Source organism: Staphylococcus borealis, assembly GCF_001224225.1.
Lineage (GTDB): Bacteria > Bacillota > Bacilli > Staphylococcales > Staphylococcaceae > Staphylococcus > Staphylococcus borealis.
Window position 1 is genome coordinate 1 of the sequence record NZ_CUEE01000005.1, and the last position, 14,559, is coordinate 14,559.

General features: G+C 35.5%; 12 protein-coding genes. 4 read left to right on the forward strand and 8 right to left on the reverse strand.

The window, feature by feature from the left end:
- The coding region (locus AK212_RS07050) for a lectin-like domain-containing protein (protein WP_195831488.1) at positions 1–3,657 on the reverse strand (3,657 nt) is incomplete at its 3' end.
- A 982-nt stretch (positions 3,658–4,639) separates the two neighbouring features.
- A complete protein-coding gene (locus tag AK212_RS07055) occupies positions 4,640–5,122 on the reverse strand; it encodes a GNAT family N-acetyltransferase (RefSeq protein ID WP_053030007.1) in 483 nt (160 codons plus the stop codon).
- 215 nt (positions 5,123–5,337) lie between these two features.
- Between AK212_RS07055 and AK212_RS07060 the strand changes: the two genes are divergently transcribed.
- A complete protein-coding gene (locus AK212_RS07060; RefSeq protein WP_053030008.1) occupies positions 5,338–6,282 on the forward strand; it encodes a hypothetical protein in 945 nt (314 codons plus the stop codon).
- 126 nt (positions 6,283–6,408) lie between these two features.
- Here the strand turns inward: AK212_RS07060 and AK212_RS07065 are convergent, their stop codons facing one another.
- A complete protein-coding gene (locus AK212_RS07065) occupies positions 6,409–6,789 on the reverse strand; it encodes a hypothetical protein (RefSeq protein ID WP_053030009.1) in 381 nt (126 codons plus the stop codon).
- Positions 6,790–7,022: 233 nt separating this feature from the next.
- Between AK212_RS07065 and AK212_RS07070 the strand changes: the two genes are divergently transcribed.
- Positions 7,023–7,397 carry a transcriptional regulator, SarA/Rot family gene (locus tag AK212_RS07070; protein ID WP_053030010.1) on the forward strand — a complete coding sequence of 125 codons (375 nt, stop codon included), beginning with the start codon at positions 7,023–7,025 and terminating at the stop codon, positions 7,395–7,397.
- A gap of 80 nt (positions 7,398–7,477) precedes the next feature.
- Here AK212_RS07070 and AK212_RS07075 read toward each other — a convergent pair whose 3' ends face one another.
- From AK212_RS07075 to AK212_RS07095, 5 genes are all read right to left on the reverse strand, one after another.
- Entirely contained in the window at positions 7,478–8,128 is a 651-nt protein-coding gene (locus AK212_RS07075) for an SDR family oxidoreductase (RefSeq protein WP_053030011.1), read from the reverse strand.
- Between the two features lie 387 nt (positions 8,129–8,515).
- Positions 8,516–9,343 (reverse strand): phosphonate ABC transporter, permease protein PhnE, encoded by an 828-nt coding sequence (phnE, locus tag AK212_RS07080; protein WP_053030012.1) that lies wholly within the window; start codon positions 9,341–9,343, stop codon positions 8,516–8,518.
- Positions 9,340–10,140: a phosphonate ABC transporter, permease protein PhnE gene (phnE, locus tag AK212_RS07085; RefSeq protein ID WP_053030013.1), complete on the reverse strand. Its 801-nt coding sequence runs from the start codon at positions 10,138–10,140 to the stop codon at positions 9,340–9,342. The genes phnE (AK212_RS07080) and phnE (AK212_RS07085) overlap by 4 nt, the downstream gene beginning before the upstream one ends.
- Before the next feature lies 1 nt (position 10,141).
- Complete coding sequence (gene phnC / locus AK212_RS07090) at positions 10,142–10,915, reverse strand: phosphonate ABC transporter ATP-binding protein (RefSeq protein WP_053030014.1); 774 nt, start codon at positions 10,913–10,915, stop codon at positions 10,142–10,144.
- A 148-nt stretch (positions 10,916–11,063) separates the two neighbouring features.
- Positions 11,064–12,023 carry a phosphate/phosphite/phosphonate ABC transporter substrate-binding protein gene (locus tag AK212_RS07095; RefSeq protein WP_053030015.1) on the reverse strand — a complete coding sequence of 320 codons (960 nt, stop codon included), beginning with the start codon at positions 12,021–12,023 and terminating at the stop codon, positions 11,064–11,066.
- Between the two features lie 295 nt (positions 12,024–12,318).
- Between AK212_RS07095 and AK212_RS07100 the strand changes: the two genes are divergently transcribed.
- Together AK212_RS07100 and AK212_RS07105 are read left to right on the forward strand one after the other, a co-directional pair.
- Positions 12,319–13,860 carry a bifunctional metallophosphatase/5'-nucleotidase gene (locus tag AK212_RS07100; RefSeq protein WP_053030016.1) on the forward strand — a complete coding sequence of 514 codons (1,542 nt, stop codon included), beginning with the start codon at positions 12,319–12,321 and terminating at the stop codon, positions 13,858–13,860.
- Between the two features lie 74 nt (positions 13,861–13,934).
- Positions 13,935–14,498, forward strand: a complete 564-nt coding sequence (locus tag AK212_RS07105; protein WP_053030017.1) for a hypothetical protein — start codon at positions 13,935–13,937, stop codon at positions 14,496–14,498.
- Positions 14,499–14,559: the final 61 nt, after the last annotated feature.

The following is a 14,559-nucleotide window of genomic DNA, read 5'->3' on the forward strand; positions in this document are numbered from 1 at the left end:
TGATGTGCTTGCACTTGTTGAATCGCTCACGCTTGCTGATGTTGATGCACTCAATGATGTACTTGCACTTAATGAGTCTGAAAGACTCGCACTTTCTGAGCCACTTAATGATGTGCTCATACTTGTTGAGTCACTCACGCTTGTTGACGTTGACGCACTATCTGATGTACTTGTGCTCGTTGAGTCGCTCTCACTTGTTGATGCTGACTCACTATCAGATGTACTAGTGCTCGTTGAATCACTCACGCTTGTTGATGTTGACGCACTCAATGATGTGCTTACACTTAATGAGTCTGAAAGACTCGTACTTTCTGATTCACTTAGTGATGTGCTCATACTTGTTGAATCACTCATGCTTGTTGATGCTGATGCACTTAATGATGTACTTTCACTTGTTGAGTCACTCACGCTTGTTGATGCTGATGCACTCAATGATGTGCTTTCGCTTAATGAGTCTGAAAGACTCGCGCTTTCTGATTCACTTAATGACGTGCTTGTACTTGTTGAGTCACTCATACTTGTTGACGTTGATTCACTATCTGACGTACTTTTGCTCGTTGAATCACTTACGCTTGTTGATGTTGACGCACTATCTGACGTGCTCTCACTTGTTGAGTCGCTCTCACTTGTTGATGTTGACACACTCAATGATGTGCTTGCACTTGTTGAATCACTTGCACTCGTTGATGTTGACGTACTATCTGACGTGCTTGCGCTTAATGAGTCTGAAAGACTCTCGCTTTCTGATCCACTTAATGACGTGCTCATACTTGTTGAGTCACTCACGCTTGTTGATGTTGACGCACTCAATGATGTGCTTGCGCTTGTTGAGTCGCTCACACTCGTTGACGTTGACGCACTTTCTGACGTACTTGCGCTTGTTGAATCACTCACACTCGTTGACGTTGATGCACTATCTGATGTACTTGTACTTGTTGAATCACTCACACTCGTTGATGTTGATTCACTTAATGATGTACTTTCACTTGTTGAGTCACTCACGCTTGTTGATGCTGATGCACTCAATGATGTGCTTTCGCTTAATGAGTCTGAAAGACTCGCGCTTTCTGATCCACTTAATGACGTGCTTGTACTTGTTGAATCGCTCACACTTGTTGATGTTGACGCACTTTCTGACGTGCTTTCACTTGTTGAGTCGCTCACGCTTGTTGATACTGATGCACTATCTGACGTGCTTTCACTTGTTGAGTCGCTCACGCTCGTTGATGTTGATGCACTATCTGATGTACTTGCACTTGTTGAGTCACTCACGCTTGTTGATGCTGATGCACTTAATGATGTACTTTTGCTTGTCGAATTTGAATTACTTTCAACTGTAGAAGTACTAGCACTTATGAAATTAGATAGACTAACACTATTAGAATTACTTTGACTGTTAGCAATTGACGTCGACTCACTTGTTGATTTCGTTAAGCTAGTTGATTGACTATCACTACTTGACGTTGAAATAGAATCGCTCGTTGAATTTCTAGTAATTGTCCAAGTAATATTTTGAGTTTTTCGTAAGTTATTACTATCTGAGGCTGTAATAGTTACAGTATAGTTTCCAATCTTTGTTGGGGTACCAGAAATTGTATTACTCGTTTGATCATATGTTAAACCATCAGGTAAACCTGTTACATTTACAGTTGGTGTTACTCCACTATTATCAGTAGCAATTACAGTAACTGGATTAATTGGTGCGAAAACCTGGTTATTTTGATTACTCATATTAATTGTTGGTGCAGTAACGTCACTAAAATAGTAGATAACAGATTGTCCAGAATTAGTAAGTTTCACTTGATTATTAGTTGAATTAAATGTTGGTGCATTTGAACTATCAACACTTTTATATTGGTAGCCAAGAGAATTCATTGCGCTTTCTTGCTTATCTAACGTCACTACATTATCTACATCACCAGCCAATGTTTTAGGCGGAATTATATCTTTTCCAGTAGTTGCATCAACATATCTCACTTCAGTAGAGGCACTTTGTGTATAAGTAAACGTACCAAACTGAAGTTGTTGTAAATTTCGAGCACCACCCGTTGAAGCAGTGATTGACAATGCATAATTACTTGTATTTGAATTTTTCTTTAACCAATCAGATAAATTTCTTGTAAATTGTTGCCCTGCATAAGTAACGGTCATAACTTTAGTATCACCATTATAATCAATTTCAAAATTTTGGAATGAATTATCAGTTGGTTGCACTTTTAATTTGGCTGCGTTTGTCGATTCAGTTGTTGCAACTCCTGAAGAATCTGTTGACACGAAAGCTCCAAACGCTCCTCCGCCTGCAACATTTGATGGATCTTTATTTGCTTTAGCGTCAGCTTTCGGTTGAGATGTATTATGATACGTATCTAATTTAAATCCGAAAGCATTATTTAATCCGCCTATACCTAAGGCAGCACCCTCTTTACCTGTATCATCTATCTTTCCTGGTGAAAAGGCAAATCCAATACCATCACCACCAATGACTCCTCCAGGAGAATAGCCTTCATACCGATTTCCCAAATTAACTTTTCCAGTAAAATGGAAACTTTTATTTAAATTAATTTTAGTATTTAAAGTTATAGAACCTTTTTTACTATTTGCATCCGGAGTTAATGTTACTATTCCAGTTGAAGCATCAAAAGTTGCTGAATCTTTGACATTAAAATGATCAGTAAAATTATCTTTGTTGATTGATACAAAATCGTTATTATCAACTTGAGCTACTGCCACGTTTGCATTATTTGTAGACACTGCCAATCTACTAAATGTTCTTAACTTAGTTGGACTTGTGGATGAACTTGTTGAATTAGTAGTAAATAAGGCAGATCCTAAATCTTCGTTTTTATTGCTTTCTGTAGTGTGCGTTGAAGATGTCACACTTTTTTGGGCATTATTTGACGCTAGTGATGCTTCAGTACGCGTACTTCCTTTTGAGTTATTCTCATTTGAGTTACTTAATGATTCTTTATTGCTACTTGAAGAAGTTTTATTACTTTTTTCTGATGTGCTGTTAGTAGAAGTGTCTTTTGCTAAAGAATTCGTACTGCTCTTTTTTTCTTCAGACGTACTTGTCTCTTTACTTTTATCACTATTCGATGTATTTCCAGAGTTCTTTTCAATTTGTTTTTCCGAAGAAGCAGCTTCTGACTTAGGTGCTTCTTGTTCCGAAGTAGACGTTGTACTCGTGGATGAATTAGCGTTAGATGTCGCTTTATTAGAAGTCGTTTCTACTGAATTCTTATTGCTTGTACTTTCTACAGTGCTTTTACTTGTTGATTCAGTAGACTCGGAAGTTTCTGATTTAGTAATCGCAGTTGATTGTTGATTTGCTACTGTTGCACTCGTTGATGAAATTTCTGAAGTCATAGGTGTCTCAGAAGCAGCATATGCCTGATGGTCATTAAGCATCGTAAAGGTAAAGGCACCGCCTACTAAGCCAGTTGCTCTCATAGCTTGTTTTTTTAATCGCTCATTATGATTTGTTTCTAAATTGCTAATTTCCTCTACATCTTTATTTAAGAATGGTAAACCCAACATTTTAAGTAGTTGAATTTCCTTAATACCCGCTTTAACCCATTGTTTTCCAGATTTATATAGTTTCACCCTTGCTTTTTCTTCACCAAAGGATCGTTTAAAATTTCTCTCTTTTTTCGACATAATACTCTCCTCTATTTTTCATTTACTTCCCCATCTACTAATTGACCACAATTAATTTGAATTTATGCTATTATATTACCCTTTACATGCAAATTGCAACAAAATTAGAGTTCATTTATATAAGGTTTTTCTATATTATATTGTGCAAAATTCAAAAGTATGCACGATTTATTCATTATTTTTATTTTCATTATTTTTGTTTCAATCAAATTATTACTTGATTAGTAAGTTTCTTTAAGATGAATCAGTTGTAATGCTTATTTATATATACTGGATTGGGATGATAATATTCATTTATTTGTATTTAAATTCATTTATTTAATCGATATAACAATTTTGTAAGCATGACAGATCTATCGCTTTATTATTTCTTTGATAATTAGAGGGAGTGGGACAGAATTCTTTTTGAATTCGTCGTAACCCCAACTTGCTTAGCTTGTAAAATCACTTTCGTGATTTTTTGTGTTGGGGCCCCGACTCCCAGCTTGCTTTGCTTGTAGAATTTCTTGATGAAATTCTCTTTGCTGGGGCCCCGCCCACCCCCGCAAGGGTGACTAGAACTGAGAAAAGCTTGATTTAAGCGCATTCTCAGTTCAGTCAGCTACTGCGAATTTGCAAAATAGCTTCATTAAATTATTTATGTCCCATCCTTAAAAAACAAATTCTTCAGAACGAGTTTCTTCCTATTAAAATAGAGTTTTTGAATTTTTTAAGTTTTGATAATTATTATATTTCAAACAATACATAGTTGATTTGAAATTACTTTTTCGATGGGGTCCTTCATACAGTTGGCCAATTCAATAACAGTGTTTATTATTTTTTAACGAGGTCGCCTAGAGCTGTTATGATAGACAAAACCATTAAAAAAATGGGCATACACAAATTGATTTCTATTGTGTGAAGCCCATAACGTATTATTTACTGAAGTACTACAAACCATATATATCTTCATATACTACTATATTCATTCTAAGACATCTAATTATACTTCTTTAACCATGTTATACCACTTTATACCTGCGTGTTGTGACGTTGACGCTCCTTCATTAATATAGCCGTAATGTTCATAAAAAGGCACTAATGCTTCGCGACAAGTTAGTGTTACGGCATGTCTTGAATGTTGTCTAGCCAAATCCTCAAATGCTTTTAATAATTGCCCGGCAATGCCCTGTCCTTGGCTACTTTTGCTAACAACTAATCCAAGTACACTAAGATAGCCACCATATTCAGGATTGCGCTCACTCGTTTCAAATAAGTCATCAGTTATATAACGTTGCGTAATCACAGGCCCATTAATATAGCCAAGAATTTGGCCGGCGTTTTCAGCTATGATGAATGTATCAGGTATTTTACCGATTCTCTCTTTTAATGCTTCAGATGTAGCTGCTTCATCAGATGTAAAGCCTTCATTTTCCAATTCAATCAGTGAAGACAGATCCGCTTCGGTTACTGCACGTAATTGCATCAAACATCCTCTCCTAATTTCAAAAGTCGTATATATCGTAGCACAATAATGTGATGAATGCGTATATGACAAAACTGTCATTCAGTTGATAGAAGATATTAAGGTTGAATTTAAATTATTGTGTTAAGTTATAAATATACATATTTATGATATTTTTAATTATTAAATAATCATCTTTATGTATGAAGAATGCTATTTACTAGGGAGTGGATGAATTGATTAAAAGACGTTTTAAATATGCTTTCGGAACAACATTAGTAACATCATCACTATTACTTATGTCACATGGCCATGCTTTTGCAGCAACAAATAACATTGACCAAGCGTTCAATCACGATAATAATGGTCAACCTATAACATCTCAAGGTAGTAACAACAGTGTAGATCCTGGGTTTAACCACGATGTTGATGACAACAATGATACGGATCCTGGTTTCAACCATGATGTAACTAGTAACAATGACACTACGAACAATCAAGATAACAACAACGTAGATCCTGGGTTTAACCACGATGTTGATGACAACAATGATATTGATCCTGGTTTCAACCATGATGTAACTAGCAACAATGACACTACGAAGCATCAAGCTGAAGATAATGACATGGGCTTTAATGGTTATGCAGAGCAACACGGATTAGTTAATCCAACATCTAAGACAAACGCACAACAAGATCCAGATAAACATCAAGCTGAAGATAACGACATGGGATTCAATGGTTATGCAGAGCAACACGGGTTAGTTAATCCAACATCTAAGACGAACGCACAACAAGATCCAGATAAACATCAAGCTGAAGATAACGATATGGGATTCAATGGTTATGCAGAACAACACGGGTTAGTTAATCCAACATCTAAGACAAACGCACAACAAGATCCAGGTAAACATCAAGCTGAAGATAATGACATGGGATTCAATGGTTACGCAGAAAAGCATCATTTAGTTAAACAACAAGCGCAGTCACCACAATCACAAATGAATACACAACTTAGTAAACAAGCAACTCATTCTCAACAAGAAGCGAGTCAATCTTCATTACATCACGAATTACCTATGACGGGCGAACGCACTTCAACAACACCATTTGTTTACAGTATTTTAGCTTTTATATTAGGTGTAGGTGTAATTAGCCTTAGACGTCAACTTATGAAATAAACAATAACTATATTTTTCTAATTATCTGTTACTTTTATTACTAAAGCATTTCTTTTATGCATATGATAAGTAAAGAAGCTATCGCAATAGGTGGTCTCACCTAGCGATAGCTTCTTTTTTATAATTCTAAACTAATAAGAGTTTAATGCCTCTAACGATATTTTGAATGAATAAATAAACACCGACTAAACCTAGTATAACGGCAACTACCCATGAACCAAATACAACCCAACTATCCATATTTGTTGAAGCGTTGCCCATAAAGCTAGCAGATATCATCAATGCGAACGGCGCTAATGCAAAGCAAATCCAAGTTAAAATATGGTTGAACAACGCTTTACGTGCGTGGGTTGATACTGGTTGGTCAGCGATGATCCACATTACAATTGGTAATAGTACTGGTGCAAAGAATACGCTTAAATAACTAATAGACGATGCAATATTTTCATTTCTGCTACCGTAATCGTCGTCTTGTCTGTAGTTATATTTGTCTTTTACATCTTCCATAATCACTCACCTCAATTATATGTAAACATATTTACCATAAGATTTTTAGGGAGAAAGCCCAAAATTACAACTCTGTAAGTTTCGGGAGCGTTCAACTCATTTGCCTATCTATCTCTATTATGATTAACGCTACCAATGTTAAATTAATTATTTAGTTCATTATGTCGCTAGCTTATTTTATTTATTGTTATAATATTAAAAAATAGACTAAGAAATAAATGTGAGGCATAACTATGGCAAATGAATTAGTAAATGAATGGTTAGAATTTACATCTATATACAATAACGTTTCAAAGCAGTTAGAACACGATTTAATGTCTCACCATCATCTTGCATTAAAAGAATTCTATGTCTTAATGTATTTAGATTGTGCAGAACATCATCAATTGCCGTTGAAAGTGTTACAAACGAAAGTTGGTTTGAGTCAAAGTGCAATGTCTAGATTAGCAACAAGAATGGAATCAAAAGATTGTGGTGTGATACGACGACAAGGTTGTAGTGAGGATAAACGTGATGTTTACGCTGCTATGACAGATAAAGGACGTCATTTCTATAACGAAGTTAAAGTCACTTTTGAAAATACCTTACGTGATGTGTTCAAATCATAACACGAAACCCATGGTAGCGAGATAACACTCATATCGCGTGCATTATCTCCCCCATGGGTTTCTCTATATTATAAACTATCTTATTTTAATTGTTCTAATGCTTCTCTAATAGTAGTATCACCTGATTGAATATAGACCACTTGTTTATCTAATTGCGTTATATCTAATGCGTTGATTAATGTTGTTGCAACATCATCTCGTGGAATTGTGTAACCATTTGGGTCTCCTTCAATTGAGAAAGAAGCATCGATTTTGCCAGTACCTTCATCATCTTGTAATGGTCCTGGACGTACGATGGTATAATTCAAGTCTGATTGTTCAATATAGTAATCAGACATATGTTTGGCAACAGCGTATGGTCTCATCACATCAGACTCATTATCTGGGTCTGGACTATCTGTTGCGCTTAATTGTACTAATTTTTTTACGCCATTTTTGCTTGCTGCATCGACCACTTTTTTAGAACCCCAAAGATCAACAAGAAGTGTTTTATCTGCGCCAGTACTTCCGCCCGAACCTGCAGCAAAGATAACAGCATCAACATTATCAAACGCATTTGAAATGTCACCTTCTAAGTCTGCTACAACTACTTTGTCAGCACCTGTATTTTCAAGTTCTGAAACTTGCGCTTCTTTACGTACTAACGCAACTGAACTATGTTCGGTATCTTTTAATTGTGCAATCACTTTACGTCCTACCGCACCATTTGCACCTACAACTAATACATTCATTCTATATCTCCTCTCTTTTTTAAAATGCACACCCACATTCATGCATGCACATGCATTAAATTAACTACTATATGTATTACCGACTCTCTATATTTTAAACATCTCTATATAAAAAGCGTCCGGGACAAAATTAATATAATGAAGCTATTTGGCAAATTCGCAGTAGCTGACTGAACTGAGAAGACGCTTAAATCAAGCTTTTCTTAGTTCTAGTCATCCTTGCGGGCGGGGCCCCAACAAAGAGAATTTCACTAAGAAATTCTACAAGCAAAGCAAGTTGGGAGTCGGGGCCCCAACACCAAAAATCACGAAAGTGATTTTACAACCTAAGCAAGTTGGGAGAGAGACGACGAATTTAAAAGAATTCTGTCCCACTCCCTATACAATCTAAACAATTCGTTTACGTATTGCGCCTGAAATCAAATCGACAATAGCTACCATAATCACTAAACCGATTAAAATAATTCCTACACGGTCCCAAGAACGTGTTTGAAGTGCAAAAATTAAAGGTGTACCGATACCGCCCGCGCCAATCAACCCTAAAATAGATGCAGAACGTAAATTCAATTCAAAGCGATATAATACGAGCGATAAAAATGACGGTAATATTTGTGGTATGACTGCAAAAATAAGTGTCTTGGTCTTATTCGCGCCACTCGCTTTCAGTGCTTCTACTGAAGTAAAATCTAATCTTTCAATATCTTCGACGAATAATTTTCCGAGCATCCCTACTGAATGAATACCTAACGCTAATACACCTGAAAATGAGCCTGGACCAACCGCTTTAATGAAAATGAGCGCCATAACGATTTCTGGAAATACACGAATCACACTTAATATAAATTTAGTCATGCCTGTTACCGGGCGAACTTTGATGAAATTTCGTGCACCTAGAAAAGCAATTGGAATACATATGACCGCAGCAATAAATGTACCTATTACCGCAATTGCAAATGTTTCAAGTAATCCACGTAATAAATCCTCACCCGCAGGAATATACACATAGTCCCAATCTGGATGGAATAAGCCGTTAAAGATAGATTTTAAAATTTCGATAGATTTTGATTTTAATTCTAAGGCGGGCATCCCTACAAAGCCCCACGCTATAATTCCTAAAACAACAATAGCTATAATCCAATTTTTAATTAATTTTTGTTTTTGTTGTTTTGATTTAACAGGATACTTTTGTTCTAGCTTGTTTGTGCTTTGTGTCATGCGAGTTGTTCCCTCACTTTCGAACTTGCATAGTCAATAATTACAACAATAACAAGTGTAAACAGGATAATCATCGCAGTTTTAGGATATTGGAATAAGCCTAGTGTTGAATCGTAAAACAATCCGATACCACCAGCACCCACAAGGCCAAGTACGGCTGAAGCGCGAATATTAATTTCAAATGCGAACAACACATATGAGAAGAAAGTAGACATGATTTGTGGCACAACGCCAAAGACAATCCACTTTATTTTATTTGCGCCGACTGCCGTCATAGCTTCCATCGGTCCTGGATCGATGGTTTCTAGTGATTCATATAATAATTTTGCAATAACACAAATTGTTAAGATAAATAGTGCTAACACACCTGGAATTTGACCAATGCCGAAGACAGCTACAAAGATAGCAGCTAATAATAAATCAGGTATCGTACGCACAATATTTAGGATAAAACGTGCGGGAATCGAAACCCATTTTGTTTTAATGATATTGCTTGCACAAATTAGCGCAATTGGTATAGACACAATCGCACCTAAAAAAGTCCCAACAATAGCCATTCGAATGGTGTCTAACATCGGTTTCAATATTGTATGTATATATGCCCAGTCTGGTGGCACCATTTGTCCAAAGAATGAGCCGATTTGAGGTAATCCTACCATTAAATCGGCAAAGCTAAAGCCCGTGTATACGAAACTCCATACAACTAAAGCAACAACGATAAGCACTGTAAAACTTGTTTTAAGTGACATTTTTTTATTTAAATATTGATCATATTTATGCGTAGTAGGCGTTGTCATTTTAATCCACCCCTAGCTTCTCGTCATCTTTAAGCTTACGACCATAAATATCATTAAAGACTGCTTCTGTTGCTTCTTCAACAGGTCCATCATATACAAGTTCTCCTGCACGAAGACCTATGATACGCGTACCATATTCAAGCGCTAAATCTACAAAGTGTAAGTTAATTAGAATTGTAATTCCTAATTCTTCATTAATTTTCTTTAAATCATCCATAACTTGCTTTGTTGTAAGAGGATCCAATGACGCAACAGGTTCATCCGCTAAGATAATTGCAGGTTCTTGTGCTAATGCACGTGCAATTGAAATACGTTGTTGCTGACCACCAGACAATTCATCAGAACGCTGATCATATTTATCTAGAATATTCACGCGCTCTAGCGCATCCATTGCCTTCACTTTATCTTCTTTTGGGAAAAGACCTAACACCATCTTCCAAGTTGGATGATAACCAACACGGCCACTTAATACATTACGCAATACAGATGATCGTTTCACAAGATTAAAGTGTTGGAAAATCATGCCAATATTACGACGCATCATTAATAGCGATTTACCTTTCGCTTTAGTAATCGATTTACCTTCAATAAGAATATCTCCAGATGTAATATCATGCAGTCGATTGACGGATCGTAATAGCGTTGATTTACCTGCACCCGATAAGCCAACAATAACTGCAAAATCTCCCTTTTCAATATTCAAATTGATATCTTTTAATCCTACATGACCATTGGGATATACTTTATTGACATCTTTAAATTCAATTTGACTCATTTAAATAGCACCCTTTATTTTTGCAAATAAAAGCTAAACCTACATATAGGCTAGCTTTTATTTGTCCCTTGTTTATCTACAATGTTTATTAGACTAAATTTAAATACTTTTTAATCGTATTATAACTTCTAATAATATTATTCTACGCTTATTTCATATCTTGAACTTGTTTTTCATATTTTCTTACAATATCAAAGTCTGAATCTTTCGCGTCTGTATATCCTTCGTGAGAATATACTTCACTGATAATTTTGTGACCTTCTTTTGTTTTAGAGATATCTTTAAATGCTTTTTTAAGTTTATCTTGGAATTTTTTATCCATATCCGGACGTACTGAAATCGTGTCATTTGGAATAGGTTCTGTTAATTTAATAATCTTAGTATCTTTAAATACATTTGGTTGGTCCTTTTTAACGATTGTACGTGCGTCTTGGAATACAGCTGCCGCATCAACATCACCGTTAAGTAATGAAATGACTGCTTGGTCGTGTCCTTTCACATTAACAATCTTCATATCTTTCGTTGCATCAATACCCGCATCTTCTTTAAGTGTTGAGATAGGGAATGTGTATCCTGCTGTAGAAGTTACATCTTGTAATGCAATCTTTTTGCCTTTTAAGTCTTTTAAGCTATTGATACCAGAATCTTTTTTAACTAATATTTCTGATTTATAGTCAGCTACTAATTTTTTCGAATTAGAACCATCTTCATTAACGCCATAACGTTGTGCTTTTAACAACAAGTCTGCTGCTTTTTGATCATGTGCTAACGTGTACGCTGTTGGTGGAAGGAATCCAACATCCACTTTTTTAGATTTCATCGCTTCAACGATTGTATTATAGTTTGTCGATACAGATACCTTTACTGGAATTCCTAATTCTTTAGATAACAATTTTTCAAGTGGCTTTGCTTTTGCTTCAAGTGTGTCTGCATTTTGTGATGGCACAAATTGTACCGTTAATTCCTTAGGTGTGTAACCATCTTTACTAGAATCTGATCCGCTGTCAGCGCTTTTATTATTGCTGTCTAATGAGCTATTATTTCCACACGCCGCCGCAAAAATAATAACTGTTAAAGCAAGCACTAAAAGATACTTCATTTGCTTCATAACTGTAATGCCCCCGTTCGATATGTATAAAATCGTGTAATTTGTCAATTTATATGACAATATAAGATTAGCACAATATTACTTGAAATAATATTTAATTATCATGAATTTTATATAAAATATATTTATATCGTTAAATTATTGTAAATCATTTCTAAATTTTTTCTTTAAAATCTAATTTGTCCAACCTTTTTTTACTATAATTTCTTTATATAACATTTATTCAAGATGTGCTCTCATGCATATCATATAATGATGACTATTATTTTATTGTTCTAATGAAAGGATGTTACATATGACGCAACTTGGTCTTTATATCGTGAGTGATGTTCACGGCTATATTTTCCCTACTGATTTTTCACATGCAAATCAACAGTTACCTATGGGGTTGTTATATGCGAATCAGTTAATTGAATCATCAAGCAAACATGACGATATTCATTTCAAAATTGATAATGGCGATTTCTTACAAGGCGCACCATTTTGTAATTATTTAGTGTCTAAATTACAGACTAGCGAACCATTAACAACTATATACAATCGTTTAAATTTTGATTTCGGAACAATTGGAAACCATGAATTTAATTATGGTCTGACATACCTTAACGACACACTCCAAACCCTTAACTATCCAGTGTTATGTGCGAATATTTTAGATTCACAACATCAACCTTTTACAGGTGAAGGCGTGCATTATTTTGAAAAGGGAGACCTCATCGTGGGCGTGATTGGTCTAACTACACAATATATTCCGAACTGGGAACAACCACATCACATTGAAGGCTTAACATTTAAAAGTGCGGTTGAAACACTCGCACAAGTATTACCGAATGTCCGTAATAAAGCTGACATCGTTGTCGTGTCATATCATGGTGGATTCGAGTGTGATGTAGATACAGATGTGCCGACTGAAGATTTAACTGGAGAAAATGAAGCGTCTGAAATTCTACGTCGTTTCCATAAAAGTATCGATGTCTTAATTACAGGTCATCAACACCGCGATATCGCAACAGTGAAGTATGACACTGCCGTTATTCAACCTGGTACACGTGCAACACAAATAGGTAAAGTAACACTAACGATTGGCGACAATAATCAGATTATTGATACGCAAAGCGAATTGTTACCTGTAGTGAGAGACTCAGAATTTAGTCTGTTACCCGAAGATGCTAAGCTATTAACACAATTAGAGGACTGGCTAGATACAGAAATTACGACCCTACCAGAACCTATGTTAGTAGAAGACAAGTTTAAGGCTAGAATGAAACCTCATCCACTCATTAATTTAATCAATGGTATGTTACTAGAGAACAGCGGTGCTGATATTGCAAGTACGGCGCTCTTTGACTCAGCAGCCGGATTTAATACACGTATTACAATGCGAGAGATCATCAATAATTATCCATTTCCAAACACGTTCCAAGTTTTGAAACTCACTGGTGCAGGTATTAAAGACGCTTTAGAAAAATCAGCAAGCTATTTCGCACTTAATGACGAAAACGAAATAACCATTAATGATGCTTTTTTATATCCAAAACCACAGCATTTTAACTATGACATGTATGGCGGTATCACTTATACCATTCATGTAGGAGAACCTATTGGTCAACGCGTAACTGATATTAAGGTTGGCAATGAACCACTTATCAGTGATAAAACTTATACCATTTGTGTCAACAACTATCGTGCTGTAGGTGGTGGCAATTACAACATGTTCGCCAACGCACCTGTTGTCAAAGACATTCAAGAAGAAGGCGCGCAACTTTTGATTGATTTCATTACCAATAACGATTTGTCTAATATTCCGCAAGTCGTTAATTTTAAAGTTCAGCAATAATTTTTCTTCTCATACCCGTCGGATAATGTACAATATATGTGTAAATATTCTCATCAGGAAGGGAGTTCATCTTTATGAGCGAATTTTTAGCAGCGATTGTCGGAGGTATCTTTGCGCTAATTGGGACATTTTGGGGGATTAAATATCAAATCACTAAAGAAAAAGAAGAAAAACGTGAAGATTATAAAAATGACATTTTGAGTATGATCGATTTAACTGCTTACAAAGCTTCTAAAATAAGTAAAATTCATTTAAGCGAAACGAATGCTTTAATCAATAAGCCGCAAACATTAGAGAAGTGTGATGACGTCAAAGAACTTTTTGTAAAATTAGACGATCAAATTCAAGAATTATTGGGTACTATGAGTCACCATGAAGAAGAATCCAATAAACCTATTCGTGATTTATTAAATTGCTATGAATCTTTGGAGAATTATATCTCTAAATTTTCTATAGCTGCAAGAATCTATGACGATAAATACGAAACAACTTCTGACGATAAACGAATTATCATCGTTAGAACGAAAGAGAAATTAGACCGTAATATCCATACATTTATCAATGATTTACGTCAATTTTCTAAACATCATTTCAACCACGAAATGTATGAACCCACATTAAAATTCGAATCGGATTAAATATAATGAAACACCTCTAATATCAGTATGATGACCAACTGACCTTAGAGGTGTTGCTTCG

Bases quoted from the DNA above. Each gene is read 5' to 3' on its own strand.
- AK212_RS07105 (WP_053030017.1), top strand. From the start codon at position 13,935: ATGAGCGAATTTTTAGCAGCGATTGTCGGAGGTATCTTTGCGCTAATT.
- phnE (WP_053030013.1), bottom strand. From the start codon at position 10,140: ATGACAACGCCTACTACGCATAAATATGATCAATATTTAAATAAAAAA.
- AK212_RS07065 (WP_053030009.1), bottom strand. From the start codon at position 6,789: ATGGAAGATGTAAAAGACAAATATAACTACAGACAAGACGACGATTAC.
- AK212_RS07070 (WP_053030010.1), top strand. From the start codon at position 7,023: ATGGCAAATGAATTAGTAAATGAATGGTTAGAATTTACATCTATATAC.
- AK212_RS07055 (WP_053030007.1), bottom strand. From the start codon at position 5,122: ATGCAATTACGTGCAGTAACCGAAGCGGATCTGTCTTCACTGATTGAA.
- phnE (WP_053030012.1), bottom strand. From the start codon at position 9,343: ATGACACAAAGCACAAACAAGCTAGAACAAAAGTATCCTGTTAAATCA.
- AK212_RS07100 (WP_053030016.1), top strand. From the start codon at position 12,319: ATGACGCAACTTGGTCTTTATATCGTGAGTGATGTTCACGGCTATATT.
- AK212_RS07075 (WP_053030011.1), bottom strand. From the start codon at position 8,128: ATGAATGTATTAGTTGTAGGTGCAAATGGTGCGGTAGGACGTAAAGTG.
- phnC (WP_053030014.1), bottom strand. From the start codon at position 10,915: ATGAGTCAAATTGAATTTAAAGATGTCAATAAAGTATATCCCAATGGT.
- AK212_RS07095 (WP_053030015.1), bottom strand. From the start codon at position 12,023: ATGAAGCAAATGAAGTATCTTTTAGTGCTTGCTTTAACAGTTATTATT.